The 24,320-nt window shown below is 72.2% G+C and carries 20 protein-coding genes and 3 pseudogenes; 13 read left to right on the top strand and 10 right to left on the bottom strand.

Translation table 11 applies throughout. The annotated features are described in order from the left end of the window. The 3 genes from ACFZDI_RS07270 to ACFZDI_RS07280 are packed head-to-tail and all read right to left on the bottom strand — an operon-like array spanning position 1 to position 2,693. Positions 1-1,110: a Gfo/Idh/MocA family oxidoreductase gene (locus tag ACFZDI_RS07270; RefSeq protein ID WP_391248399.1), complete on the bottom strand. Its 1,110-nt coding sequence runs from the start codon at positions 1,108-1,110 to the stop codon at positions 1-3. Then, positions 1,080-1,790, bottom strand: coding sequence for a ThuA domain-containing protein (locus ACFZDI_RS07275; protein ID WP_391248401.1), 711 nt, complete (start codon positions 1,788-1,790; stop codon positions 1,080-1,082). The genes ACFZDI_RS07270 and ACFZDI_RS07275 overlap by 31 nt, the downstream gene beginning before the upstream one ends. A 51-nt stretch (positions 1,791-1,841) precedes the next feature. Continuing rightward, complete coding sequence (locus ACFZDI_RS07280) at positions 1,842-2,693, bottom strand: class I SAM-dependent methyltransferase (RefSeq protein WP_234847639.1); 852 nt, start codon at positions 2,691-2,693, stop codon at positions 1,842-1,844. Positions 2,694-2,800: 107 nt separating this feature from the next. Here ACFZDI_RS07280 and ACFZDI_RS07285 point away from each other — a divergent pair, with 107 nt between their 5' ends. Both ACFZDI_RS07285 and ACFZDI_RS07290 read left to right on the top strand, forming a co-directional pair. Then, the gene (locus ACFZDI_RS07285; protein ID WP_234847638.1) at positions 2,801-3,232 is read left to right on the top strand and encodes a helix-turn-helix domain-containing protein; all 432 of its coding nucleotides are present in this window, start codon (positions 2,801-2,803) and stop codon (positions 3,230-3,232) included. Between the two features lie 138 nt (positions 3,233-3,370). Then, positions 3,371-4,390 (top strand): LacI family DNA-binding transcriptional regulator, encoded by a 1,020-nt coding sequence (locus ACFZDI_RS07290; RefSeq protein WP_234847637.1) that lies wholly within the window; start codon positions 3,371-3,373, stop codon positions 4,388-4,390. Between the two features lie 96 nt (positions 4,391-4,486). On the opposite strand, the gene ACFZDI_RS07295 is transcribed toward ACFZDI_RS07290, so the two are convergent. Further along, positions 4,487-8,449 carry a glycosyl hydrolase gene (locus ACFZDI_RS07295; RefSeq protein ID WP_391248404.1) on the bottom strand — a complete coding sequence of 1,321 codons (3,963 nt, stop codon included), beginning with the start codon at positions 8,447-8,449 and terminating at the stop codon, positions 4,487-4,489. 208 nt (positions 8,450-8,657) lie between these two features. Here ACFZDI_RS07295 and ACFZDI_RS07300 point away from each other — a divergent pair, with 208 nt between their 5' ends. Further along, a complete protein-coding gene (locus ACFZDI_RS07300; protein ID WP_391248406.1) occupies positions 8,658-9,914 on the top strand; it encodes an MFS transporter in 1,257 nt (418 codons plus the stop codon). Between the two features lie 87 nt (positions 9,915-10,001). After that, positions 10,002-11,465, top strand: a complete 1,464-nt coding sequence (locus tag ACFZDI_RS07305; protein WP_391248408.1) for an arabinose isomerase — start codon at positions 10,002-10,004, stop codon at positions 11,463-11,465. Between the two features lie 302 nt (positions 11,466-11,767). On the opposite strand, the pseudogene ACFZDI_RS07310 reads toward ACFZDI_RS07305, so the two are convergent. Continuing rightward, positions 11,768-12,010 (bottom strand): annotated as a pseudogene (locus ACFZDI_RS07310) (DNA-binding response regulator); the annotation flags it as partial. Positions 12,011-12,352: 342 nt separating this feature from the next. Here ACFZDI_RS07310 and ACFZDI_RS07315 point away from each other — a divergent pair. The 4 genes from ACFZDI_RS07315 to htpG all read left to right on the top strand — a co-directional run bounded on the left by ACFZDI_RS07315 (position 12,353) and on the right by htpG (position 16,292). Further along, positions 12,353-12,640 (top strand): DUF3040 domain-containing protein, encoded by a 288-nt coding sequence (locus tag ACFZDI_RS07315; RefSeq protein ID WP_234847633.1) that lies wholly within the window; start codon positions 12,353-12,355, stop codon positions 12,638-12,640. Between the two features lie 194 nt (positions 12,641-12,834). Next, positions 12,835-13,488: a hypothetical protein gene (locus ACFZDI_RS07320; RefSeq protein ID WP_391248410.1), complete on the top strand. Its 654-nt coding sequence runs from the start codon at positions 12,835-12,837 to the stop codon at positions 13,486-13,488. Positions 13,489-13,602: 114 nt separating this feature from the next. Then, entirely contained in the window at positions 13,603-14,307 is a 705-nt protein-coding gene (locus ACFZDI_RS07325) for a class F sortase (protein WP_234847631.1), read from the top strand. 86 nt (positions 14,308-14,393) lie between these two features. Continuing rightward, a complete protein-coding gene (htpG, locus tag ACFZDI_RS07330) occupies positions 14,394-16,292 on the top strand; it encodes a molecular chaperone HtpG (RefSeq protein WP_391248414.1) in 1,899 nt (632 codons plus the stop codon). A 21-nt stretch (positions 16,293-16,313) separates the two neighbouring features. On the opposite strand, the gene ACFZDI_RS07335 is transcribed toward htpG, so the two are convergent. The 4 genes and pseudogenes from ACFZDI_RS07335 to ACFZDI_RS07350 all read right to left on the bottom strand — a co-directional run. Then, positions 16,314-16,565, bottom strand: coding sequence for a twin-arginine translocase TatA/TatE family subunit (locus ACFZDI_RS07335; RefSeq protein WP_234847629.1), 252 nt, complete (start codon positions 16,563-16,565; stop codon positions 16,314-16,316). Continuing rightward, a complete protein-coding gene (locus ACFZDI_RS07340) occupies positions 16,553-17,065 on the bottom strand; it encodes a hypothetical protein (protein WP_391249558.1) in 513 nt (170 codons plus the stop codon). Before ACFZDI_RS07340 ends, ACFZDI_RS07335 begins: the two co-directional genes overlap by 13 nt. After that, a complete protein-coding gene (locus ACFZDI_RS07345) occupies positions 17,062-18,177 on the bottom strand; it encodes an acyltransferase family protein (RefSeq protein WP_391248417.1) in 1,116 nt (371 codons plus the stop codon). Before ACFZDI_RS07345 ends, ACFZDI_RS07340 begins: the two co-directional genes overlap by 4 nt. 370 nt (positions 18,178-18,547) lie before the next feature. After that, a pseudogene (locus tag ACFZDI_RS07350) lies at positions 18,548-18,871 on the bottom strand (hypothetical protein); the annotation flags it as partial. A 127-nt stretch (positions 18,872-18,998) separates the two neighbouring features. Here ACFZDI_RS07350 and ACFZDI_RS07355 point away from each other — a divergent pair. Together ACFZDI_RS07355 and ACFZDI_RS07360 are read left to right on the top strand one after the other, a co-directional pair. Continuing rightward, positions 18,999-19,169, top strand: a complete 171-nt coding sequence (locus ACFZDI_RS07355; protein WP_031139394.1) for a DUF5670 family protein — start codon at positions 18,999-19,001, stop codon at positions 19,167-19,169. Between the two features lie 88 nt (positions 19,170-19,257). Further along, a complete protein-coding gene (locus ACFZDI_RS07360) occupies positions 19,258-19,749 on the top strand; it encodes a hemerythrin domain-containing protein (RefSeq protein ID WP_391248419.1) in 492 nt (163 codons plus the stop codon). Between the two features lie 89 nt (positions 19,750-19,838). On the opposite strand, the gene ACFZDI_RS07365 is transcribed toward ACFZDI_RS07360, so the two are convergent. Then, positions 19,839-20,726 (bottom strand): DUF4436 family protein, encoded by an 888-nt coding sequence (locus tag ACFZDI_RS07365; RefSeq protein ID WP_391248420.1) that lies wholly within the window; start codon positions 20,724-20,726, stop codon positions 19,839-19,841. A 419-nt stretch (positions 20,727-21,145) separates the two neighbouring features. Between ACFZDI_RS07365 and ACFZDI_RS07370 the strand changes: the two genes are divergently transcribed. From ACFZDI_RS07370 to ACFZDI_RS07380, 3 genes and pseudogenes are all read left to right on the top strand, one after another. Continuing rightward, positions 21,146-22,261, top strand: a complete 1,116-nt coding sequence (locus tag ACFZDI_RS07370) for a Gfo/Idh/MocA family oxidoreductase (RefSeq protein WP_391248422.1) — start codon at positions 21,146-21,148, stop codon at positions 22,259-22,261. After that, the gene (locus tag ACFZDI_RS07375) at positions 22,258-23,181 is read left to right on the top strand and encodes a DUF6807 family protein (RefSeq protein WP_391248424.1); all 924 of its coding nucleotides are present in this window, start codon (positions 22,258-22,260) and stop codon (positions 23,179-23,181) included. Before ACFZDI_RS07370 ends, ACFZDI_RS07375 begins: the two co-directional genes overlap by 4 nt. Then, a pseudogene (locus ACFZDI_RS07380) lies at positions 23,175-23,976 on the top strand (cupin domain-containing protein). Before ACFZDI_RS07375 ends, ACFZDI_RS07380 begins: the two are co-directional and overlap by 7 nt. The last annotated feature ends 344 nt before the right edge of the window (positions 23,977-24,320 follow it).

Here is a 24,320-nt window from a genome sequence, read left to right on the forward strand (position 1 = left end):
TCAGCCCCTCCCGCCGTGCCACTGCGACGCCGCCGTCAGGGGCACGGGCGCGGGCACTTCCACCGACGTCGTCAGCTCGATCCGCCGCCCCTCGGCCGCCGAACGCAGCAGCGCGGTCATCGTCTCCAGTACGTGCAGGGCGAGTTCACCGTTCGCGCGCGGCGCACGCCCACCGCCCGCGGTGAGGAAGTCCAGCAGGCCGACGCCGCGGGCGCCGTCCGCGTAACCCGCCGACGCCGGGAGGGTGTGCCAGCCGGTGTCGCCGAGCGCGTGGACGCGCACCTCGCCGTCGAAGCGGTTCGGGTCGGGGACGGAGAGGGTTCCCCTCTCGCCGTGCACCTCGATCGGCGCGGCCGTGGTGGCCACGCCGTCGAAGCTGGTCGTCAGCGTCGTCAGCGTCCCGTTCACATGCTCCAGCACTCCGGACACATGGCTGTCCACCTCGACGGGTATGCGCTCATTCGCGCGTGGGCCGGACCCGATGACGCGCTCGGCGCGCAGCCGCCCGGCCGCCCCGGTCACGGCGCGCACCGGCCCCAGCAGATGGACCAGCGACGACAGGTAGTACGGCCCCATGTCCAGCAGCGGGCCGCCACCGGCCGTGTAGTAGAAGTCGGGATGGGGGTGCCAGCGTTCATGGCCCGGGGTCACCATCACGGCCGTGGCGAACTGGGGGCGTCCGATGGTCCCCGCCTCCATGGCCGCCCGCGCGGTCTGAACTCCCGTGCCCAGGACGGTGTCCGGGGCGCAGCCCACACCGGCGCCCGCCTTCCCGGCGGCCTCCAGCACGGCACGGGCGTCCGGCAGGTCCGCGGCCAGCGGCTTCTCCCCGTAGACGTTCTTGCCGTGCCGGATCGCCCCGAGAGCGATCTCGGCGTGGGCGGCCGGCGTGGTCAGGTTCAGCACCGTGTCCACGACCGGACTGCTCAGCAGCTCCCCGACCGTCAGCGCACGGGCACCGGGCAGTCCGGCGGCGGCCGCGGCCGACCGGGAGGCGTCGAGGTCGGCGACCGCGGTGACGCGCACCGCGGGATGGCCCGACAGCGTGTCCAGGTAGGCCCGGGATATGACGCCGAGCCCTACGACCCCGACGCGGTACGCGTCGCCCACAGCATGCCCCTCTCGACGATGGTGCGGACGTCGGGGTGTTCCAGCACGTCGACGCTGTGCCCGGGCGTCGTCACCACGATCCGTCCGGCACCCCACCGGCGGGTCCAGACCGCCGGGGAGGTGACCGGCCGGTGCCAGGGCTGCCACGGACGGGTGGGGTGCGTGGTGGTGGCCAGGACGTCGATGAGGTCGTCGTGGAGCACCCAGTACTGCTCGGTGTCCAGCGTGAAGTCCTCGATGCCGGCGGTGACCGGGTGCGCACGGCCGGCCTCCGTGAGGCTGATGGTGTGCGGCAGGAAGTTGTCCGCCGCCTCGCCCCGGCGCTCGCACGGCTCCTTGCCGGGGTGCGTGGCGAACTGCCCGCCCACCAGGTGCAGATAGTCCGAGGAGGCGCGGAAGGAGTCGGCGATGCCGCCGTGCCAGCCGGTGAAGCCCGTGCCCGCCTCGACCGCCGCAGTCAGGCCCGCCAGTTGCTCGCGGGTGATCTCCGACATCGTCACGCACTGCACGACGAGGTCGGTGGCGGCCATCTCGGCGCCGTCCGCGTAGATCCCGGTCGACTCCTCGACCCGGACGGCGTATCCGTTGCCGCGCAGGAAGGGCAGGAACAGTTCCGTGGCCTCGACCGGCTGATGACCTTCCCAGCCGCCCCGGACCACCAGCGCTCTTTTCTGCGTCATCGTGATCTCACTGTGCGCCGGTCGCCCGCGATCGGAAAAGGGGGCCGGACCTCACGAAAGTTTCGCGCCCGCGGCCCGCGCCGACACCATCCAGCACGCGGCGGTGTAGCGGACCTCCGTGCCCTGCACGAAGGGTTCGAAGGCGGGGCGGACCACCTCGACGATCTCCGCCCGGGTCCGCTCGTCGGCATCGGGCAGCACGGTGCCGAGCGGTCCGAGCCGGCTGAAGTACGTGACGAGGTCCTTCTCGGGCAGGGCACACGGCACGTCGACCGGCTGGATGTCGATGCCGGCCCAGCCGCTCTCCGCCAGGACGCGGTGGACGCGCTCCGGGTCCGCGAACGCGAACTGGCCCGGCTCGTCCGGCCGGCGCACGGGAAGCTCCGGCAGGTACGGGGCCGCGGCGCGTTCCGCCGTCGTCATGAACGGGTTCTCCTCGGCGTCCCGCCACACCGCGCACCGCAGTCCGGCCCCGTCCCTCATGGTGCTGCGGAGATTGCTGAAGGCCCGCACGGGGTCGCTGAAGAACATGACGCCGAAGCGCGAGACGACCGCGTCGAAGGCGGCGGGTTCGAAGGCGTACTCCTGCGCGTCGGCCTCGATGAAGGACGCCGGCACGCCCTCCTGTTCGGCCTGCGCCCGGGCCGCCTCGATCATCGGGCCGGAGATGTCGACGCCGACGCACAGACCGGCCCGGCGGGCGACGGCCCGGGTGAGGGCGCCGGTGCCGCAGCCGACGTCGAGCACGCTCGCCGGGTGCTCGGCGGCCACGGCGTCGACGAGCAGCTCCTCGATGCCGCTGAACATCCCGTTCAGCACCTCCTGGAGATCCACCCAGGCGTGGCCGGCGGGCCCGTTCCAGCGGGCGGCCTGCTCGTCGTAGGACTTGCGTGCGGCGTTCATCGTCGTTTCTCCCTCGGCTCGTCTTCGTCCCGCTCGTCCACGTCCCGCTTGTCTTCGCCGGGACGGGATGACAGCGTTCTACTTCAAGTCGACTTGAGGTCAAGACAATGACAGACCTGGACATAGCGGAGGTGGCGCACCGCGCCGGGGTGCCCGCCTCGACGCTGCGCTTCTACGAGGAGAAGGGGCTGATCGCCCCCACCGGCCGGCGCGGACTGCGGCGCCAGTACGACCCGGGGGTGCTGGAGCGGCTGGCGCTGATCGCGCTGGGGCGGACGGCCGGGTTCTCACTCGACGAGATCGCGCGGATGTTCGCGCCGGACGGGCAACCGCGCATCGACCGGCGGATGCTGTCGGCCAGGGCGGAGGAACTGGACCGGACCATCCGCGAACTGGGCGTCCTGCGCGACTCCCTGCGGCATGCCGCGGCGTGCCCCGCGCCGAGCCACCTGGAGTGCGACACCTTCCGCCGACTGCTCGACGCGGCGGCGTCCGGCGGCGTCACAGCCCCGGGAAGACGGCCCCCGGAACGCCGTTGAGGGCAGGCGTCAAGCCGGGCCACCACCACCGCACCCGCGCATCGCGGAAAAAACGTTCCAACTCCCGCCGCGTTATACTGTGCGGCGCCCGAGATGGCCATCGTCGTGCCTGGTCGCGCGGCCGCAACAGCGAGGGGGGTGGACGCCGTTCCGGCACGCCCCGCCCGTATCCAGGACGTCGCCGCAGCCGCCGGGGTCTCGGTGTCGACGGTGTCCAACGTACTCAACCGGCCCGAGCGGGTCACCGCACAGACCGCCGAACGCGTCCGCATCGCCGTCGCCGCGCTCGACTACGTCCCCCACCCGGGAGCGGCGGGCCTGCGCACCGGCCACTCCTGCGCGATCGGGCTCGTCCTGCCCGACGTCACCAACTCCTTCTACGCCCGCATCGCGCGCGGCGCCGCGGACGCCGCCTACGACCACGGCTACTCCCTCGTCCTCTGCCACAGCGGGGACGACCCCGAACGGGAGCAGGGCTACTTCAGCATGCTCGTCGGGCAGAGGGCCGTCGGGGTCGTCGTCGTGCCGCTCAGCGCCGACCCGGGCCGGCTGGCCCGACTGCGCGAGCGGGGCATCCCGCTCGTCCTGGCCGACCGCGCGATGCCCGACCGGGAGGGCTGCTCGGCCTCCGTCGACGACATCGCCGGCGGCCGCATCGCCGTACAGCACCTCCTGGACAGCGGGGCCCGTGACATCCTCGTCGTCAACGGCGAGCGCGGCATCCGCCAGTGCGCGGACCGCTACCAGGGCGCCCGGCAGGCCGTGCGCAGCCGCCGCGAGGCCCGGCTCGATCAGGTCGTCGCCGAGCGGATGACCGTCGCGTACGGCACGGAGATCGCCCGGGGCCTGACGGACCTGCCCGACGGGGTGTTCTGCACCAACGACTTCCTCGCCGCGGGCCTGTGCCGCGGCCTGGCCGAACGGGGCGTGCGCATCCCCGAGGACGTGCAGGTCGTCGGCTACGGCGACCTCGACGTCGCGACCTTCGGGGCGACGACCCTGACGACGGTCCGGCAACCGGTCGAGGAACTGGGCCGGGCGGCCGTGGAGATGCTGCTCGACGAGATCGAGGCCCGCGCGGACCACCTCCACGAGACCCGCGTCTTCGCCCCCGGCCTCGTCCTGCGCGACTCCACCCGACCGTCCGTCGGCGGCTAGGTGTATTGATCACGAGCGTTGTTGACACTGGCCGGGCTTGATCATGGCGCAGGGCATCGGCAGCACCTGTGAACGCCGGTGAGCCCCGAGTCTGCGTCATGATCCAAACGACAGGCCCTGACCCCCCGCCGGGATCCGCAGCGTCACCGGCCCCCACAGTCCCGACGGCAGCTGGGACGCAAAGGCCCAGTCCGTCGGCGTGGCCTCCGCGAGATAGGGCGCCAGCGTGCCCCGGACCGTCACCTCCAGCCGGACGGCACGCCCCGCGACACCGCGCAGCGGGAAACGGTACGGCGGACAGAACGCCTCACCGGCGAACTCCCCGTCGACCGCGATCTCCACACTGCCCCGCACCCGCCCCAGATCCAGCACCGGATCGGGCCCGGCCGGCACCTCCACCTCCCGTGCGTACGTCACGCCCCCGCTCCACGAACCCAGCCCCAGCTCGCGCCAGTCACCCAGTGCCAGCGGCGCCGGCACGGTCCGCACCCGGACCGGTCCGCTCCAGGCCGAGCCGCCCCGCAGAAAGGCCGTGGGCTCGGTGACCACCTCGACCGCGGTGGTGTCCTGGACCGGCTCACGGAGCGTCACCCGATCGCCTTTCACCCCCAGTTCGTCGCCGCCCCCGACCCGCACGGTGGCACCGAGCGCCAACGGCAACTCCAGCGACACCGTCCCCGGCGGAACCGTGAACCGGAAACGCTGCGGCACCGCCCGGACGTCATCGGTGGACCCCGACGGCCACACGGCACCGCCCAGCACCGGCGTGCCGTTGAGCCACGCGGTCTTCGGGAGCGGGTGCGGCCGTACTGCCGCGTGACAGTGCTGCACCTCGCCGCGCCTGCGGGTGTCCTCGACGGTCCCGCCCCGCCACGAACCCGTCCGGGCATCCCAGCCGGCGCCGCTGACCAGGGCCGTCACCCCGGACGGGGACCGCACCACCAGGTCGACGAACACCGCGTCCCGGACGTCGGCGCTGTCGGCCACGACCTCCAGCGTGTGCTCGCCCGCGCCGAGTTCCCGCTCGTGCCGGAAGAACATCGGCACGGCGCCCCAGTCCGCCGCGTAGTACTCCACCTTCTCCTGCCGCGCCAGCGCGTGCCCGTCGAGCAGCACCGTCACCGCGCAGGCGGCACCGACGACGAGCACCGCACGCGCGTCCCCGGCCGGGACCGGGAGCCGTCGCCGATAGATCACCCGGCCGTCGGGCCGGACCCCGTCCGGCGGACGCATGAAGCGCGGGCGCGGTCCGAGCCCGCCCGGCCCGGACAGGCAGAAGAAGCTGCCGAGCGGGGTGTCGGCCACGGCCGAGATCGTCGCGGGCCGGTCCTGGGCGTCGGACAGTTCGTACTCGAGCACGTTGCGGTCACGGTCCACGGTGACCGGAGCCGAAGCCAGGTAGCCGCCGTCGTACGGGCTCAGCGGCTCGCCGTTCCACCACACCCGCTTGACCGCCTCCGCGCCGACGTGAAGCTCGGCCGGGCCCCGACGGCCGGTCTCCACGATCGCCCGGACCCGTGCGGCCGTGCCGGCGGCCGGCACCGGGACACGCGCGAACTCCTCGTTCACCAGCCCCTTGGTGCCCAGCAGGCCGCCCTGGTCCGGGTGGCCACGGCTCGATGAGTACACCCCTGTGTCCCAGGCCGAGTCCGGCGGCACCAGCGGCACTTCACCGGCCAGGACCCGCTCCACGTCCCCGGTGCCGAGCGGCTCGGGCGCCCGGTCGAGCGGCACCGGGGGCAGGACACGGACCCGGTTGCCGTAGGTGACCCGGGCCCGCTCCCACACCGTGCCCTCGGTCCACTCCATGGTCCAGATCTGCGGCTCCCGCACCGACGCGCCCGGGGGCAGGGCGAGATCGCCCCAGGTGTTGTCCATCGTCGGCACCAGCCGGCCCTGCCAGCCGGACGAGAGGTCCCGTACCCGGACCGCCGTGGCCTCCGGGGACGGCGCCGGTTCCGCACGGCCCTCGCGCCAGACGACGAGGACCGCCGGGGCGCCCTCCAACGGCACCCCGACGGCCGACGAGACGCCGTCCGCCAGGACCGTGACTTGGGCCGGGGCGCAGGCGCCGGTCGCCGGGTTCCAGACCTCGGCCTCCGCGACGGTGGCCCGGACGGTGACGGACGAGGTGTGCACGGGCTCGGGTGTGGAACCGGTCCGCAGCGGATGCGCGCCGATCTCCGGGAAGGCCGCCGTGACCAGTGCCACCGCCTCGCTCCCCTTCCGCCGGACGAGCAGCGGAACGTCGCCCGTCGCGTGTCCGGCCGCGTCCGCCACCGCCACGGCCGCGGCCTCCGGGTCGCGTACCCGCTCCAGCCGGGGATGGGCGAGCAGCGCCGTCACGACGGAGTCGTCACCGGACCGGCCGGCGGCCGTCGTGGGCGGACGGCCCACGACCACCACCCGCCCGCCCGCGTCCAGGAGTTGGGACAGCCGCCGTGCCGTGCCCTCCTCCAGCACGCTCGCCGAGGGCAGCAGCACCACCCGGTACGCCAGGTCCCTGATCCGCAGGGCGCCGTCCAGGGCCCCGGCGCGCTGGACCGAGGCGTCGTCGACGATGTCGAAGGACACCCCGTGCCGGTCCAGGGCACCGGCGTGCGGCCCGAGCCAGTTGTCGGTGCCGCACAGGTCCAGGTAGTGCCGCTGGGTCTCGTCGGCGAGGGCGTGGCCCTCGCCCAGCCGGCCGTCGCCGAAGTGCCGGACCGGTGCGTCCAGCGGCACGAGCGCCTGCATGGTGGCGGTCGGGTGCAGCACCGCCACATCGGCCGCGTATCCGCCCCACGACATGATCGAGCAGATCCGGGCCACGGCCCGGGAGAACGCCGGGTACTGCCTCCAGTAGGGCTGGCGCCAGTCGGTGGACGGCGGTGCCCACTCGAACCAGCCTCCCGCCGTGCCGAAGTAACTGGCGTGCGGGTTGTACAGGGTGGCGCCGCTGCGCAGGAACGGCAGCAGCCAGTCGTAGGTGTCCTCCAGCGTGCCGCCCCAGCCGGAGGAGTGGAACGCCTCGATCCAGACGCGTTCGTGGCCGTACAGGTGGGCCATCGAGGAGTGCACCTTGGCGTCGCCGTGGTGGTCGCTGCCCGCGGCGCCGTACCAGCGGTGGGTGCGGAAGTAGTCGGTGTAGATCTGCGTGGACTGGGCCGGGTAGCCCGCGCGGGCTGGGTGGCTCTGGTCGCTGCCCAGCAGCATGCCGCGCTCGCGGTGCCAGGCGGCGAGCGGCCGGAACAGGGCCTCCTCGGTCAGTTCCGCCCGGACCGCGTAGTAGTCGGCACGGATCTTCCCCTCCGCGACGCCGGCGTCCGTGCCGAAGAGGGCGGGCAGGTGGTCGAGCAGGTCGTAGCCGCGCCGGGTGCGGAACGCGTCGGCGAAACGGTGGCTCCAGGCGTTGGTGCCGGGCAGTTCGTCCTGGAAACTGCCCGCGATGACGGTGCCCAGGTACTCGGGTACGCGGCGGTCGTACTCGTGGTGGACGGCGTCCATCAGCAGACCCACGGCGTGCGGGTCCAGGTAGTCGAACGCCGTGGGGACGGCGGTGACGAGCCGGACCCCGGTCCCGTCGGCGGCGGCGATCCGGCCGTCCTCGGAGAGGTCGAGCCGCCGCCCCTCCCGGGTGTACGCGGCCAGCGGTGTCCCGGCGTAAGCCGGGCCGACCGTGCCCGCGGCGACCCGCACGTCGCGGCAGCGCAGTGCCAGTCCGTTGGCCTCCGGGTGACGACGCGTCACACCGCCTTGCACATTGGCTCCGGAGAATCCGATCTGGTCGTAGAACCACAGCCGCGTGCCCAGTTCCGCCGAGATCTCGCAGGCGTCGGTGAAGCGCGCCCACCACTCCTCACCGAACCACGCCGGATCGTCGGCCCGGGCTCCGAACGTCGGGCCGGCCGGGGCCAGGTTGATGACGACGAGGTTGTGGACGCCGCCCGCCGCGAACGCCCGCAGCTGCCAGGCGAGTCGCTCGCGGGTGACCTTCGCACCCGACCACCACCACAGGGGAGTGGGGCCGAAGCCACGGGGTGGGTCGTCGAACAGTCGCCGGAGCTCGGGGGAGATCACGGAGGCGGTCCTTCCCCTGAAACGTTTTCAGGCCGCCTTCACCGTAGGTGAGCTGGCCCGGTCACGCCACACCCCCGTCCGGGGTCAGAGAAACCGACTCCGTGTCAGCGATGCGTGCGCGACACCTTGTTGCAACGTTTTTCTCCCCCTATATTCGCTGCGACCAGGCCCCCGGAACCGCGATGTCACCAGACGACGGAGTCGCATCATGGCCGGTACCCGTCCCATCCCCGGACCGCTCTGGAAGGCCGCCGCCCTGTCGGGCATGGCCTCCTATCTCGACGCCGGGCTGATCGTGAGCATCTCCGTCAACCTGGCCATCTACCGCGACAGTTACGACATGGGTGTGTGGATGGCCGGGGCGATCAGCGCGATCGTCACCGGCTGCATCGCCGTCGGATCGCTCGTCGGCGGACGGCTCGCCGACCTCTTCGGCCGCCGCCGCGTCTACAACTGGGACCTCTTCTGCTTCGCGATCGGCGCCCTCGTCATCACGCTGGCGCCGGACGACATCACCCTGCTGGCCGGTGTGCTCGTCGCGGGGCTCGCGGCCGGCGCCGACCTGCCGACGTCCCTGGCCGTGGTCTCGGACGCGGCACCCTCCTGGGCCCGGGGGAGACTGGTGGCGTTCACCCAGGTCATGTGGATGCTGGGCATCGCCGTCGCCATCTTCCTCGGCTTCGTCCTGTCCACCACGGGCATGACCGGCGCCCGGCTCATCACCGGGCAACTGGCCGTCGCCGCACTCGTCACCTGGGCCCTGCGGTCCCGGCTGAAGCTGTCCGACGCGCCCGCGCACCCGGACACCGGAAGCGTCCCCGAGGGCATCCCCCTGAAGAGCGTGTGGACCCGCGCCGCGATGCTGCCGATGGCCGCGACGTTCGTGTTCTACGTGACCTGGGGCCTCGGAGCCAACACCTTCGGCCAGTTCGGAACCTATCTGCTCGTCACCGTCAGCGATGCCTCACAGAGCCTGGCCACCGGTATCAACCTGGCCGCCATCCCGATCGGCGTGCTGCTCACCTGCGCCTTCGTGCGCGTCGCCGACACCCCCTGGCGCGACCGGCTGTTCCACGTGGCCGCGGTGGTGCAGATCGTCGCCTTCGTCATCGCGTCCCTCACCGCGGGCGCTCTCGTCGGCATGCTCGTCTTCTTCGCGCTCTACCAGCTCTCCTACCCGTTCGCCGGAGAGGCCAACTACAAGGTGTGGTCCCAGCTCACCCTGCCCGCGGACACCCGCGGCACCACCCAGGGCCTGACCTACGCCCTGTCCAGGGGCGTCTTCGCGGTCGCCGCGTTCTTCACCCCCGCCCTGGCCGACCACAGCCCCACCGTCCTGCTCTGGACGATCACCGCCTGCATGACGGCGGCGGCGTTCGCGGGCGTGTTCATCATCCGCGTCCTGCTCCCCCGTTCCGCGCGCGCCGTACGGGGCCGAGCGGACCTGCCCGTCCCCAGCGCCTGAGCCGCAACGCCCCGACAAGAGCGCCCGGGCCGCAGCGCCCTGCCACGGAGCACCCGAGCCGCAGCACACCGACAAGGAGCACTGCCCATGGCAACGACCGCGGACGGCACGGCCGCACGTTCCGCCGCCCTGCACGACCTGCTCCCGCCGGTCGCCCGGCGCCGCACCCGTATCGGACTGGTCGCCGGCGGACTCGGCACGTACTGGCCGCAGTTCCCCGGCCTCCTTCCGCACCTGCGCGAGTCGGCCGCGTATGTCGCCGGACGCTTCCGGGAGATGGACACCGACGTGACCGACGCCGGATTCGTCTCCGACGCCCGCGAAGGCGCCCGCGCCGCCGAGGAACTGCGGCGGGCCGACTGCGACCTGATCGTGCTGTTCCTGACGACCTACCTCACCTCGTCGATGGTGCTGCCGATCGCCCAGCGCTCGCACACGCCGGTCCTGGTCATCGACCTCCAGCCGTCCGAGAGGATGAACCACGCCGCCTTCGACACGGGGGCCTGGCTGGCCTACTGCGGGCAGTGCCCCGTCCCCGAGGTCGGCAACGTCTTCCGGCGGGCCGGCATCCCCTTCCGGTCGGTGTCGGGCTGGCTGCGCCAGGAGTCCGCCTGGCGGCGCATCGAGCAGTGGATCCGGGCCGCGCACATCCGTGCCGCGCTCCGGCACGCCCGGCACGGTCTCATGGGGCACGTGTACCCCGGCATGCTCGACGTGCAGACCGATCCGACGCTGCTCGCCACGACGTTCGGCTCCCACGTGGAGGTCCTGGAGTTCGACGACCTGCGGCACCGGGTGGAACGGGTGACGGAGGCCGAGACCCGGGAGCGGATGGCGCTCGCCCGGCAGATCTTCACCCTGGACGAGAGCGTCGTGGAGGAGGACTTCGCCTGGGGCGCGACCGTGTCCGTCGCCCTGGACCGGCTGGTCGCGGACTTCGGGCTCGACAGCCTCGCGTACTACCACCGCGGCCTCGACGGTGAGCTGCACGAGCGACTCGGGGCGGGCATGATCCTCGGCGCCTCGCTGCTCACCGCCCGGGGCGTGCCCGCGGCCGGCGAGTACGAACTGCGGACGTCAGTGGCTCAGTTGGCGTCCCAGAGCGTGGGCGCCGGAGGTTCCTTCACCGAGATCCAGGCCCTGAACTTCGAGGACGGCGTGGTGGAGATGGGCCACGACGGCCCCGCCCACCTCGGGGTCGGCGCCCGCGACCCGCTGCTGCGCGGGCTCGGTGTCTACCACGGCAAACGCGGATGGGGAGTGAGCGTCGAGTTCGACGTCCGGCACGGGCCCGTCACCCTGCTGGGCCTCGGCCAGGACGCCGCCAGCAGTCTGTCCTTCGTCACCTCCGAGGGCACCGTCGTACCCGGGCCGCTGCTGGAGATCGGCAACACCACCAGCCGCGTCGACTTCGGACGTGACCCCGGTGAATGGGTCGACGCCTGGAGCGCCACGGGCGTCGGCCACCACTGGTCCCTCACGGTGGGCCACCACACGGCCGAGTTCCGGGCCGCCGCGAGCCTGCTGGGCATCGACCACCGGCACGTCTGACAACCACCGGCAGGCGGCCGTCTGCCTCCACCCCGCGGGCGGCGTGTCGGCGTACCGCGGCCGGGACGAGATCCGGGCGGGCCCGGCGACGGTGGTCGAACCCGTCCCCGATCCCCTGGCCTGACGCGCGCACCCGAGCACAGCGTTGGCCCGCCGGGCCCCACCCGGGGAGGGCCGTGTCACCGAAAGCCGATATGGACGGCCGGGAGGGTCACCCGCGGCCGACGGCGAGCCTGCCGACGACGGCGCCCCGTCCGTTCCTCAGCCGGCCAAGGCCGAGCGCCGGCGGGGCGGGCCCCCGCGCCGCCCTCCCGGGCCCGGTCGAGGTGGTCGTGGATCAGCGCGTCGACCGCACCGGGGTACAGGAACGGCTCGCACCGCATGGTGACCCGGCACGCCTCGACCAGGTCGCGGTCCGCGACGGACGTGAGGACATGACCCGAGGCCCCCGCCCCGAGCGCCTCGAAGTAGTCCTGCTCGTTGTCGTAAATGGTCAGGATCAGGATCCCCGTCTCCGGGCAGGTCCGGGACAGCTCCCGGGCGCTGGGACGGGAGCACCGCGTGGCGCCGCCTCGGGACCGTCACCCCAGCGTGTGCGCTGACCGGCCCGGCCGCCATCCGGAACGGCACCCATTTCCGGGCGAACACCCCGCCCACGCGGTCCGGCGTTCGTCAGGCGCTGTCAACGGGAAGGATGGGGGTGGGGCCCGATGGTGCGAGCCGCCGGAGGGGGGAGAGGCTGAAGCCCTGGTGAGGCGGTCGCGTCACCCGGCACAGCCGCACCCGTCGCCTGCCTCCCCGCGCACCGCCACAGGACCCGCACCCAGGACTTGTCATGACCTTGGCCGCGCCTGCCTCGAAGCGCTCGGGTCCGGGAAGGAGAAGCCGTGCCCCCGTCCGAAGACCACCGTCTGGTGGATCTCGAAGCACGACTCGAGCGGGAGGACCCCCGGTTCGTGCGGGGGATGAGCTCCGGCCGCCCCGCCCGGCCCCGCGAGTACCGTCGGACCGGAGCCTGGTGGGGGCTGGCGCTCGGAGTCGCCCTGCTGGTCTCCGGCATCGCCTGGGCCCAGGGTCTGCTCATCGCGGGCGGGCTGGTCCTCGTCGGCATGGCGGCCCAGCTGGCGGATCCGGACCCGGCCCGCATGACCCACCGGGGGTTCGGGCGCCGCTGACGCGGGCGGCCCTCCGGGGTGCCTCACACGGCGGCGGGCCGCCGTGGTGTGCGCCGTCAGGGTGTTCTGGTAACCCATGTGCACGCCCCGGATGGTGAGACGGCCCGGCCCGACTGACGGTGGTTCACGTCGAGGCCGGGTCTGGTGAGCTGGCGAGGCGTCAGCTGCCCGGCTCGCGACGGAAGGACTCACCGATGCGCTCTGCCCGCATGATGCTCGCGACGGCCACCGCCACGGCCGCCCTCGCGATCGCCGCACCCGCCGCTTACGCCGACGCCACGGGCGACGGGGACCACGACTCGACTTCCTACAGCAAGGAGCACCACAAGGAGCACCACAAGGACGGCGACCACCACAAGCCCCACGGTGGGGTGCACACGGGTGGCGGAGCGCTGGCCGCGGTGAGCGCGGACGACTGGGACGGCTCCGGCGAGGAGGACAAGGGCGACAAGGGCGAAGAGGGCAAGCACGAGGAGCACGGCAAGGAGGACGGAGAGGAGAAGGGCTGGGAGGGCAAGCACCACAAGCCGCACGGTGGCGTGCACACCGGTGGCGGGGCCCTGGCCTCCGTGAACTCGGACGACTGGCAGAGCTCCGGCGAGGGCGCCTGGGGCGGCAAGCAGGAAGAGGGCGGCTCCGGGAAGCACGAGAAGGGCGACTGGAGCGACAAGCACGACAAGGGCTCCTGGGAGGGCAAGCACGACAAGCCGCGCGGCGGCATGCACACCGGTGGCGGCGGTCTGGCCTCCGCGCCGGGCGTGACCGCCGGCGGGCTGGCCGCCCTGGCGGTGGCCGGCACCGGTATGTATGCGCTGCGCCGCCGGAAGGCCACGCAGGGCGCCGTGTGACCGGCCCGACCGTATAGCCGCCGTGGCCGCCGCACGTGCCCCGCACGTCGCGGCGGCCCGGCTCGTCCTCCCGCGTGCCGTACCCGCTGCCGTGCCCGAATGAGGTGGTTCTCGATGGCAGCCCCTCCCTCCACCCTGTCCGACCTCGGCCCCGCACCGTCCAAGCGGCGCTTCCGCGCCTTCGTGACGGTGGTCTGGTCGGTGGCCGCCCTCGTGCTGACCGTGAAGCTGCTGGGCGGCGGTGGCGAGTCGCCCGACGACGCCGGCCCACCGCACGCGCCGCCCGCCGTGGCCGCCTCCTCGGCCGCCCCGGACCTGCCCGACACGCGCACGTCCGCGGCGCCGGACCGGCCCCAGGGCCCGCACCTGCCGCGATCCCGGCCGGTCCGTCTGCTCATTCCCAAGATCTCGGTCGACGCGCCCTTCACCGACCTGGCCATCAACCCGTCGGGTCAGCTGGAGCCCCCGCCGCCGAACGACACCAACCTGGTCGGCTGGTACGCCAAGGGCCACACACCGGGGGAGACCGGCACCGCGATCATCGCCGGGCACGTGGACACCGCGACGTCCCCGGCCGTGTTCGCCGGGCTCGGCGAGCTGAAGAAGGGCGACCGGTTCCAGGTCGTGCGGGCCGACGGCAGCAAGGCGACCTTCGCCGTGGACGCCGCCCAGTCGTTCGCCAAGGCCGCCTTCCCCAGCGACCGCGTGTACGGCGACACGCCACGGGCTCAGGTCCGGCTCATCACCTGCTCGGGTTCCTACGACCGCCAGGCCCGGGACTACACCGAGAACCTGGTCGTCTTCGCCCACCTCGTCTGACTTCCGGGGCCCCGGCCTGACTTGGTGTTTTACAGTGACTGTCACCAGTTCAGGCGACTGTGGGACCTGTGAGGGATTCGCGAACCATGACGACCGAAACGTTTGAGTTCCAGGTAGAGGCGCGTCAGCTGCTCCAGCTGATGATCCACTCGGTCTACTCGAACAAGGATGTCTTCCTGCGGGAGCTCGTCTCCAACGCCTCCGACGCGCTCGACAAGCTGCGTCTGGAGAAGCTGCGGGACGACTCCCTCGACGCCGACGTCTCGGACCTGCACATCGAGCTCCACGTCGACAAGGAGGCCCGCACGCTCACGGTGCGGGACAACGGCATCGGCATGTCCTACGACGAGGTCGGACAGCTCATCGGCACCATCGCCAACTCGGGCACCGCCACCTTCCTCAAGGAGCTGGAGGAGGCCAAGGAGGGAGGCGGGGCCGAGGGGCTCATCGGCCAGTTCGGCGTCGGTTTCTACTCCGGGTTCATGGCGGCGGACGAGGTGACGCTGGTGACCCGGCGGGCCGGCGAGCGCCAGGGGACCCGCTGGACGTCGCGCGGCGAGGCCACGTACACCCTGGAGCGGGTCGACGACGCGCCGCAGGGCACGTCCGTCACGCTCCACCTCAAGCCCGCCGACCCCGAGAACCAGCTGCACGACTACACCTCGGAATGGAAGATCCGGGAGATCGTCAAGCGCTACTCGGACTTCATCACCTGGCCGATCCGGATGGTCCCGGAGGCGAAGGACGGCGAGGACGCGCCCGAGCCCGAGACGCTGAACTCGATGAAGGCCCTGTGGGCGCGCTCGCGCGACGAGGTGTCCGACGACGAGTACCACGAGCTGTACAAGCACATCAGCCACGACTGGCGCGAGCCGCTGGAGACGATCCGGCTCCAGGCCGAGGGCACCTTCGAGTACCAGGCCCTGCTCTTCGTCCCCTCGCACGCCCCGCACGACCTGTTCACGCGGGACTTCAAGCGCGGCGTCCAGCTGTACGTGAAGCGCGTGTTCATCATGGACGACTGCGAGGCGCTGCTGCCGCCGTACCTCCGCTTCGTCAAGGGCGTCGTGGACGCACAGGATCTCTCGCTCAACGTCTCCCGGGAGATCCTCCAGCAGGACCGGCACATCCGGATGATGCAGCGCCGGCTGACCAAGAAGGTGCTGTCCACGGTCAAGGAGATCAAGACCAAGGACGCCGACCGCTACGCCACCTTCTGGCGTGAGTTCGGCACCGCCCTGAAGGAGGGCCTGGTCACCGACTCCGAGAACCGCGACGCCATCCTCGCCGTCTCCTCGTTCGCGACCACCCACTCCGACGACGAGCCGACCACGCTCGCGCAGTACGTGGAGCGGATGAAGGACGGCCAGGACGACATCTGGTTCATCACCGGCGAGTCCCGCCAGAGCATCGAGAACTCCCCGCACATGGAGGCGTTCCGGGACAAGGGCATCGAGGTCCTGCTGCTCACCGACGCCGTCGACGAGGTCTGGGTCGACGCCGTCGGCGAGTACGAGGGCAAGAAGCTGCGCTCCGTCACCAAGGGCGAGATCGACCTCGACGCCGAGGGCGAGGAGAAGACCGGCGAGGAGCGGGAGAAGCAGGCCGAGGAGTACGCCGGGCTGCTCGCCTGGATGCGGGAGCGGCTCGAGGAGGACATCAAGGAGGTCCGCCTCTCCACGCGGCTCACCGTCTCCCCGGCCTGCATCGTCTCCGACGCGCACGACCTGACCCCGGCTCTGGAGAACATGTACCGGGCGATGGGTCAGGAGGTGCCCCGCACCAAGCGGATCCTGGAGCTCAACCCGGGCCACCCGCTGGTGAAGGGGCTGCATAAGGCGTACCAGGCGAGCGAGGACCGTACGGAGCTCGCCGAGTCCGCGGAGCTGCTGCACACCCTGGCGGTGCTGGCCGAGGGCGGCCAGCCCAAGGACCCGGCGCGCTTCGTCAGGCTCGTGGCCGACCGCCTGGAGCGCACGCTGTAGTCAGCGCCGGAGCAGGCCGTGTCAGGGGTGGTCCGGGGTGCCCGCGGGCCGGGTGCCGGGCGGGGGCGTGCCGGTGCCCGGCGGGACGATCTCGCCCTGGACCACCCGCGGCGCCGGAGCTGTCCCGGCCTCCTCGTCCTTGGCCGCGCGGGCCTCGGCCTTGAGGATGCGGGCCGCCTTGCCGGCCGAGCGGGTCAGCTCGGGGAGCTTCTTGATCCCGATGACGGCTATGACGACGATGAGAATGATCGCGAGTTCGCTCAGTCCGAACATGGTGTCCTGTCCTCTCTGGCCCGGGCCGGGCACGGCGTGAGCGTATCGGGCGGGGAGCCCGGCGTGATCGCCGTCCCGGGATGCGATCCCGGGTGCTGGCGCAGGTGGGGGAGCATCCCGCGGCCGAGCGGTTCCTGCCGCCGGACCAGCCGGGTGTGCTCCACCTGGTCGGCGGCCGGGGGCGCACTGCGCCGGCGCAGGCCCGTGTACAGCAGCCCGGCCAGGCCGGCGAGGCCGGTCAGGGCCGCCACGAGCGCCAGGGTCCAGCCGGCCGCGACGAGCGATCCGGGCAGGGGGCCGAGGGCGTCGGCGACGTTCAGCAGGCCGCCGATCAGGAGCAGCGCCGCTGCGGACGTGCCGGCCACGAGCGGGGTGAGCGCCGCGAGGGCCGGCAGCAGTTCGCCCGTGCGGGCAGGCGCCGCGGCCTCGTGCCGGGCCGCCCCGCGCACGGCGAGGCAGGAGCGGTAGGGCGTCCAGGAGCCGTGAGACGGTCCGCTCACGCGCGGACGGCGTTCCGCTCCCGTGCCTGCTCGCGTGCGTCCCGGCGGAACGCCCACGCCATGTCGGGCTCCATCACCCAGCGGAACACCCGCCGCACGGGCGGGGTGCACAGCACGGTCACGAGCACCGCGGCGCCGACCGTGACGAGGAGCTCGCCCGGCGGCCGGTGCACCCACGCCGGCTCGTACCAGCCCCAGAACTTGGAGGCCTGTGCGACGAAGCCGTGCAGCAGGTAGCCGTAGAGCGTGCCCGCGCCCAGCACGGTGAACCAGGTGCGGCGGCCGGGCACCCAGGCGAGGAAGCAGGCGACCAGGACCAGCGAGCAGCCGAACGTCACCAGCGTCATGACCGGTCCGTACCAGGAGGGCGCGGCCAGTTCCTCGGCGCTGTCGCGGTGGTAGAACCAGGCACCGCTCATCCGCGGGACTGCCCAGTAGGCCACGGCGAGCGCACCGGCGAAGACCGGCACGGCGAGGATCCGTGCCGCACGGCGCCGCACCAGCCGGAAGTGCTCGGGCCGCAGCAGCAGACCGACGACGAAGTACGGCAGGAACTGCAGCGTGCGCTGCAGATCGAGGTCGTTGCCGACGGACGGCGAGAGCGTCGCCAGCATCGCGATGACCAGGGCGACCGGCAGCGGCCACCGCACGCGCTGCCAGATCGGCGTGGTCAGGCGCCAGATGAACAGGGCGATCAGGAACCAGGTCAGGTAGAGGGGGTCCAGCAGGCTCACCGGCCGGTCCGGTTCCTGGTCCGTCCACCGGGTGAACAGGGTGTACGCCGTTTCGAAGACGACGTACGGCACGACGAGCCCCGTGACCAGGCGCTTGATTCGGCCGGGGCTCGCGTCGAAGGAGCGCGAGAAGTAGCCGGAGACCACGATGAAGGCCGGCATGTGGAAGGCGTACACGACCATGTAGAGCGCGGAGGCCGCCCGGCTGCCGTCCCGCAGCGGTTCCCAGGAGTGCCCGATCGCCACCAGCACGATCGCCAGGTACTTCGCGTTGTCGAAGAACGCGTCCCGGCGGGCGGCCGGTTCCACCGCGGGCGGGGCCGCCCGCTCCGTCCCGTCGGCCCGGACCGCGCGGAGGCGCAGGGTGTCCTCGCTCATCACGCCTCCCGCGCGGCATGTGGGGAACCCGGACGGGTGTATGCGCGTCTTGCCGGAGATGCGGCGATGGGGTGCCGGTGCGACATCCCCGCCGCCTCACCGAAGCGGAGCGACGTAAACCGCTTTCCGCATAGCTGTAGCACGGATCACACGGACGGTGGTGCCGCCGTGCCCGGGAAGCGGCGGCACCTCGCAGTTCACGGAGCAGTCGGCGCCGTTCAGGCGGGCGGCGGTGAAGCCGAGGGTGACCGAGCCCGTCGCGGGGATCGACGCGGTGCACGGGGCGGCCGCCACGCTCACCGCGGAGCCGCTCCTGGGTCGCCGTGCCGTCCCACAGGTGGGTGATGCGCCGGCCGTCCGGGGAGGTCCGGCGCAGCGTCCAGCCGTTGATCGCCGCCGTGCCCGTGTCGCGCAGGACGACCTCGCCCTGGAATCCGCCGGGCCGGCTGCCCGTCACCCGGTAGCCGACCCCGCAGTCGGTGCGGCACGAACGGCGACCCGTACGCGCGAGGTTCAGGAACGCGCGTACGGGTCGCCGCGACCGGCATCCGCTTCCGTAGGGCACCCCCTGGCGGGGTGGGTTGACCCACCCGCGCCAGTCGTTCTCCGCGGGCACGTACTCCCTCGGGTGCGGCTCGGTACTTCGGGTCCCGTTCGACCCTTTCTTCACTCGCCCGGCCACATGATCCCCCATCCGGTCACATGCTCCCCCCGCCCGGCCAAAGCGATTCAAGTTCCCGGGATTTCTGTGAAGAAACAAGGGAATTCGGCTGCGTGTTCGTCCGCGGACAGGGCAACAGGAGCAGCGGAGGTTGATAACTATGGTTCCCCTGCTTCTTGTCCTGCTGCTGGCCCTGGTTCTGTTCGGTGCGGGTTTCGCGCTGAAGGCCCTGTGGTGGATCGCGGTGATCGTGCTGGTGCTCTGGCTGCTGGGCTTCGTCCTGCGCAGCGCGGACAGTGGTGGCCGTAGGGGCCGCTGGTACCGCTGGTAGACCGGCGTAGAGCCGCGGCGAGAAAAGCTTCAGGAATGGGGTAAAAGAAAGTGACCCGATTCTCTCCTGGGAAAGGCGTTCCATTTCCATGGCCGACACGAAAGATGTCGTAGAACTCATTCTTCAGGACCACCGGCGCATGGAGGACCTCTTCCGCCGCATGCGGAGCGTCGAGGACGACCGCGCGGGTGCCCTGAGGGAGTTCGCCGACCTGCTGATCGCGCACGCGCAGGCGGAGGAGGCCGAGGTCTACCCGGCGCTCAAGCGGTACAAGAACATCGATGACGAAGAGGTCGAGCACGGCGAGCACGAGCACGACGAGGGCAACGAGGCCCTCCTGGAGCTCCTCGAGGTCGAGGAGGTCGGCTCCGACGAGTGGGACTCGAAGCTCGAGGAGCTGGTCGAGGCCGTCACGCATCACGCCGACGAGGAGGAGCGCACCATCCTCAACGGTGCGCGGGAGAACGTGGCGATGGAGCGGCGCGAGGAGCTCGGTGCGGCGTTCGTGCGGGAGCGGGAGCGCCGGCTGAAGGCCGGGTGTGGTTCCGTGGAGAACGTACGCAAGATCGTCGAGTCCTGACTCGGCCAGGCCGGCCCTGGTGGTCACCGCCCTCGTGCGGTGACCACCAGGGCCGGCCGCTGTCGTGGGCGCGCCGCCGCCGACGGGCCTCAGACGGGTGGTGCGTCGGCCGCGCGCAAGGCGGTGCGGATGCCGAAGGTGACCACCACGATCAGGCACACGGCGATGACGGCCTCGGCCCAGAAGAAGGCGAACCAGTCCATCACGCAGCCGATCGGCGGAGTGCCGGGGGCGGTGTTGCGGAACGCCGCGAGCGCGAACAGCGTGGCGGCCATCCAGGCGAGGGCGGGCCAGACCAGGCCCTGCCTGCGGGTCGTCAGGTACCAGGCCCCGAGCAGCACGGACGACGCCAGCGCCCACATCGCCACCATCATGAAGACCGCGAAGGTGAGCAGGCTGCCCGACCGGGACAGCTTCAGTGCCACGGCGGCCTCCTGCCCGGAGGGCGGGGGTGTCACCGAGACGGAGAAGAGCGTGTCGGCGTTGGAGAAGAGCATCCGCGCCGGCACGGGCTCGCCGCCCAGCACGGCCCAGAACTCGATGTCGGTGTCGTAGGTGTCGAACGGGTAGTCGCTGATCGAGCCACCCGTGATCGCGACCCGTACATCCTTGGGCGCGAGCCGCTCGTGCGCCGCGAACGCCAGGTCGCTGAGCGTCGCCACGGACGTCTGGAGGCTCAGATCGGCCACCGGGGCGGTCCCGTCCTGCTCGCCGAGGCTCCCGCGCGGCCTGACCCGGACGCGCAGGACGAGCTCTCCGGCCGCGGCGTCCACGCTCTGGACGGTGGCCTCCACGTCCACCCGGTCGGCGGCCCGGGATCCGGCCGTGTGCACCGTGTCCTTCGCCTGCCGCTCGGCGTACTGCAGCCACGACCCCACCGACACGGCCACCAGGATCAGGACCGCGAGCGGGATCAGGACCAGCAGGACGGACGGCCCGGAGCGCGGCTTGCGGGGAGCGTGCGGGGGCGGGGCCATGGGTGACTCCGATGCGGTGGGCAGGGCGACGGGCTCGTCCCGCCCGGCGGGAAGTCACCCTCCGATCACAGGCAGCCACTGTAAGTGCTGGGCGCCGCGACTTCACGGAGGCGGCCGGTCAGGGGCTGTGCCGATGCGGGCACGCCGCGCGGGGTCGGAGGCATCGGGTATGCGCACGTCGGTCACTCGGGTCGGGAGCCGCGTCACGGTGGGGGCGGGCGCCGGCGAAACGGCGGGGGAATGCCGTTTCCATGGCGGGGGCGGCAACCCGTATCTCCTTCAGGCCGGTGCAATGCTCGGGCAGGCCATGTGCGGGTCACTACAGGGGGGTTGTCCGGACATTCTCTCGCGCCTAGGGTCCCTTCCGAGTGCAAGCGCTTTCCAAAGCGTGTGTCCGCCGGCCGTCCGAGGAGCGCCGCATGTCCTTGTCCCCCACCCGCCGCCGTGTGGCCGTCGTCGGCACCGGAGCCATCGTCAGCGGCAGCCATCTGTCCGCGCTCCGGGCCCACGCCGACCGGGTGGAACTGGTGGCCGCCGTCGATGTCGACCAGGAGCGCCTCGACGCCTTCCGCGAGCTGGCCGGTGCGCAGGTCGCCGGGTACACCACGATGGAGGCGATGCTGGACGCCGTACGGCCCGACCTGGTCCTCATCGGGACACCGCCGTCCCTGCACCGCGACCAGACCGTCGCCGCGCTGAAGGCGGGTGCCTGGGTGCTGTGCGAGAAGCCGCTCACCCTGTCGCTCGCCGAGTACGACGAGATCGCCGCCGCCGAGGAGGCCTCCGGCGGGTACGCGTCGGTCGTGTTCCAGCACCGCTACGGATCCGGCGCCGTGCATGCCCGCGAGCTGATCGCCGGCGGCGAGCTGGGAGCCCCGCTCGTGGCGCACTGCCAGACCACCTGGCACCGGGACGCGGCGTACTACGGGGTGCCGTGGCGCGGGAAGTGGGCCAGTGAGGGCGGCGGCCCCACCATGGGCCACGGCATCCACCAGTACGACCTGCTGCTGCACCTGCTCGGTGCGTGGGAGGAGATCCAGGCCATGGCCGCGCGCCTGGTCCACGACACCGAGAGCGAGGACGTCTCCACCGCCCTGGTGCGGTTCCGGAGCGGCGCCCTCGCCACCGTCGTCAACAGCGTCCTCTCCCCGGACGAGGTGAGCCGCATCCGCATCGACTGCGCGGACGCCACGGTCGAGCTCACCCACCTGTACGGCCACACCAACGACAGCTGGGCCTACACCCCGGCCCCCCACGTCCCCTCCGAGCGCACCACCGCCTGGCGCGCCCCCGCGGCCGACGTGCCCAGCTCGCACACCGCTCAGCTGGGCGCACTCCTCGACGCCTACGACGCCGGCACCCGCCCACCGGGCAGCGGACACGACGCCCGCGCCACCCTGGAGTTCGCCGCCGCCCTGTACAAGGCGGCGTTCACCGGCCGCTCGGTGCACGCGGGGGAGATCGGCCCCGGCGACCCGTTCTACGCGGCCATGCACGGCGAGTACCCCGACTGGGCCCCCAAGGAGCGCGCATGACCATCCGCGTCACCCACACGCACGGCGAGAACATCGCCGTCACCGCAGGCGGCACGGAGATCCTCCGCTACGTCTACCGCCCCGACCCGGATCCCTTCGAGTCCCGCAAGCCCTACGCCCACCCCGTGCGCACCCTCTCGGGGCGTACCGTCACCGGCTACCGCCCGAACGACCACCGCTGGCACAAGGGTCTGCAGATGACCGCGAGCCATCTGTCCGGCCAGAACTTCTGGGGCGGCAACTGCTACGTCCACGGCCAGGGCTACCTCCCCCTGCCCGAGCGCGTCGGCTCGATGCGGCACGACGGCTTCGCCGACTTCACTGTCGAGGAACACCGCCTCGCCTTCACCGAGAACCTCACCTGGATCGAGAACGGCGGCGAGGAATGGGCGCGCGAGGTGCGCGGCCTGACCGTCCACTCGGTGGACGAGGAGGCCGGTTCCTGGGCCCTGGACTGGTCGATCCACCTCACCAACACCCGCTCCGCACCGCTGGTGTTCGGCTCCCCGACCACCGCGGGCCGTGACATGGCCGGCTACACCGGACTCCAGTGGCGCGGCCCGCGCGACTTCACCGGCGGCAGCGTCTTCGCCCCGGACACCGACGCCGACGCGGGCAAACTGATGGGCACCCAGAGCCACTGGATCGCTTTCACCACCGAGCACGACGACGTCGACGGCCACTCCACCCTGGTCTTCGCGCACGCGCCCGAGAACCTCGACGGGACGTCCCCCATCCACGAGTCGCACTGGTTCGTCCGCTCCGAGCCCTTCCCGACGGTCGCGTTCTCCTGGGCGTTCTTCGAGGAGTTCGAGCTGCCGCCGGGGGAGTCCTTCGGCTACCGGTACCGCATCGTCGTCGCCGACGGAGCCTGGGACCGCGACCGCGTCGGCACGCACCTGGAGGCCCTGCCGTGGTGAGCGAACCCGGTCCGGCGAGTCTTCCGCACCCGCTGCCCGGTGCGATCGGCCTGTCCCGTCTCAGCGCCTATGACTGGGAGGCCGCCGACGGCGTCTGCGGCGGCAGCCCGCACCTGCACCTGGTGTGCACGGAGGCCTACGTCGTCACCGGCGGCCGGGGCGCGGTCCAGACGCTGAGCCCCGACGGTTACCGGGACATCCCCCTCGAAGCCGGCTCGATCGCCTGGTTCACGCCGGGCACCGTGCACCGCATGGTGCAGGGCGGCGATCTGCGCATCATCGTGCTGATGCAGAACAGCGGCCTGCCCGAGGCCGGCGACGCGGTGTTCACCTTCCCGCCCGAGGTGCTCGCCGACCCGGAGAAGTACGCCGCCGCGGCCACCCTGCCGCCCGGCACCGGACCGGAGACGGCCGCGGCCGCCCGGCGCCGCAGGGACCTCGCCGTCGAGGGCTACCTCGTCCTGCGCGAAGCCCTCGTCGCCGGCGACAACGGCCCGTACCGCGACTTTCAGCGCGCCGCCGCCCGGTTGGTGCGCGACAAGCTGGCAGGCGCTGTGGCGGGAGGGCGCCCTGGCCACCGCGGAGCGCACCGGCGCCCAGCTCCAAGCCCTGGCCGCCGGCGAGCCCGCCTACCTGGGCGAGGCCACCGCCCACGAGGCCGCGCCCACCCGGCTCGGCGGCTTCGGCATGTGCGGCCGGCGTGACGAGTACGCGCTGCCGGGCACCACGCTGCCGTACCAGGGCTTGTCTGACAAACGATCACCGTGTGGGTTCACGGAGTCAGAACAGCCTTGAGCCAGGACGACTCCGGCGTGGTGGCGGTCAGTGAGCTCGTCGACCGGGTTGCGCCGGTTCGGAGCTGCTTGAGGTGGAGCGCCGTTCAGCGTTCGCGGTAGATGTTCGCTCGGAGAGGGGCTCGCACAACCCGTGCCCTTCAGGGAGCTCACGCCACGGAACCCGGTCGGCAGCCGACGGTTCCTGGGACGATGACGGCGGGTTCTGTCCAGCCCTGTTCGTTGCCCTGGACGATGGCGAACACCAGGCAGCCGATGGCGAGGGCCGTGCAGGTTGCGCCGATGACGTCGGGTCGTGGGGTGGGGGTCCTCGGTGTTGGGGGCCAGTGCTGGCGCGGCAGCCCC

The sequence above is a fragment of the Streptomyces sp. NPDC007907 genome (assembly GCF_042959365.1).
Lineage (GTDB): Bacteria > Actinomycetota > Actinomycetes > Streptomycetales > Streptomycetaceae > Streptomyces > Streptomyces indiaensis.

Coding starts and splice junctions, on each gene's coding strand:
- ACFZDI_RS07275 (WP_391248401.1), bottom strand. CDS start 1,790: ATGACGCAGAAAAGAGCGCTGGTGGTCCGGGGCGGCTGGGAAGGTCAT.
- ACFZDI_RS07280 (WP_234847639.1), bottom strand. CDS start 2,693: ATGAACGCCGCACGCAAGTCCTACGACGAGCAGGCCGCCCGCTGGAAC.
- ACFZDI_RS07285 (WP_234847638.1), top strand. CDS start 2,801: ATGACAGACCTGGACATAGCGGAGGTGGCGCACCGCGCCGGGGTGCCC.
- ACFZDI_RS07300 (WP_391248406.1), top strand. CDS start 8,658: ATGGCCGGTACCCGTCCCATCCCCGGACCGCTCTGGAAGGCCGCCGCC.
- ACFZDI_RS07305 (WP_391248408.1), top strand. CDS start 10,002: ATGGCAACGACCGCGGACGGCACGGCCGCACGTTCCGCCGCCCTGCAC.
- ACFZDI_RS07320 (WP_391248410.1), top strand. CDS start 12,835: ATGCGCTCTGCCCGCATGATGCTCGCGACGGCCACCGCCACGGCCGCC.
- ACFZDI_RS07325 (WP_234847631.1), top strand. CDS start 13,603: ATGGCAGCCCCTCCCTCCACCCTGTCCGACCTCGGCCCCGCACCGTCC.
- htpG (WP_391248414.1), top strand. CDS start 14,394: ATGACGACCGAAACGTTTGAGTTCCAGGTAGAGGCGCGTCAGCTGCTC.
- ACFZDI_RS07335 (WP_234847629.1), bottom strand. CDS start 16,565: ATGTTCGGACTGAGCGAACTCGCGATCATTCTCATCGTCGTCATAGCC.
- ACFZDI_RS07345 (WP_391248417.1), bottom strand. CDS start 18,177: ATGAGCGAGGACACCCTGCGCCTCCGCGCGGTCCGGGCCGACGGGACG.
- ACFZDI_RS07355 (WP_031139394.1), top strand. CDS start 18,999: ATGGTTCCCCTGCTTCTTGTCCTGCTGCTGGCCCTGGTTCTGTTCGGT.
- ACFZDI_RS07360 (WP_391248419.1), top strand. CDS start 19,258: ATGGCCGACACGAAAGATGTCGTAGAACTCATTCTTCAGGACCACCGG.
- ACFZDI_RS07365 (WP_391248420.1), bottom strand. CDS start 20,726: ATGGCCCCGCCCCCGCACGCTCCCCGCAAGCCGCGCTCCGGGCCGTCC.
- ACFZDI_RS07370 (WP_391248422.1), top strand. CDS start 21,146: ATGTCCTTGTCCCCCACCCGCCGCCGTGTGGCCGTCGTCGGCACCGGA.
- ACFZDI_RS07375 (WP_391248424.1), top strand. CDS start 22,258: ATGACCATCCGCGTCACCCACACGCACGGCGAGAACATCGCCGTCACC.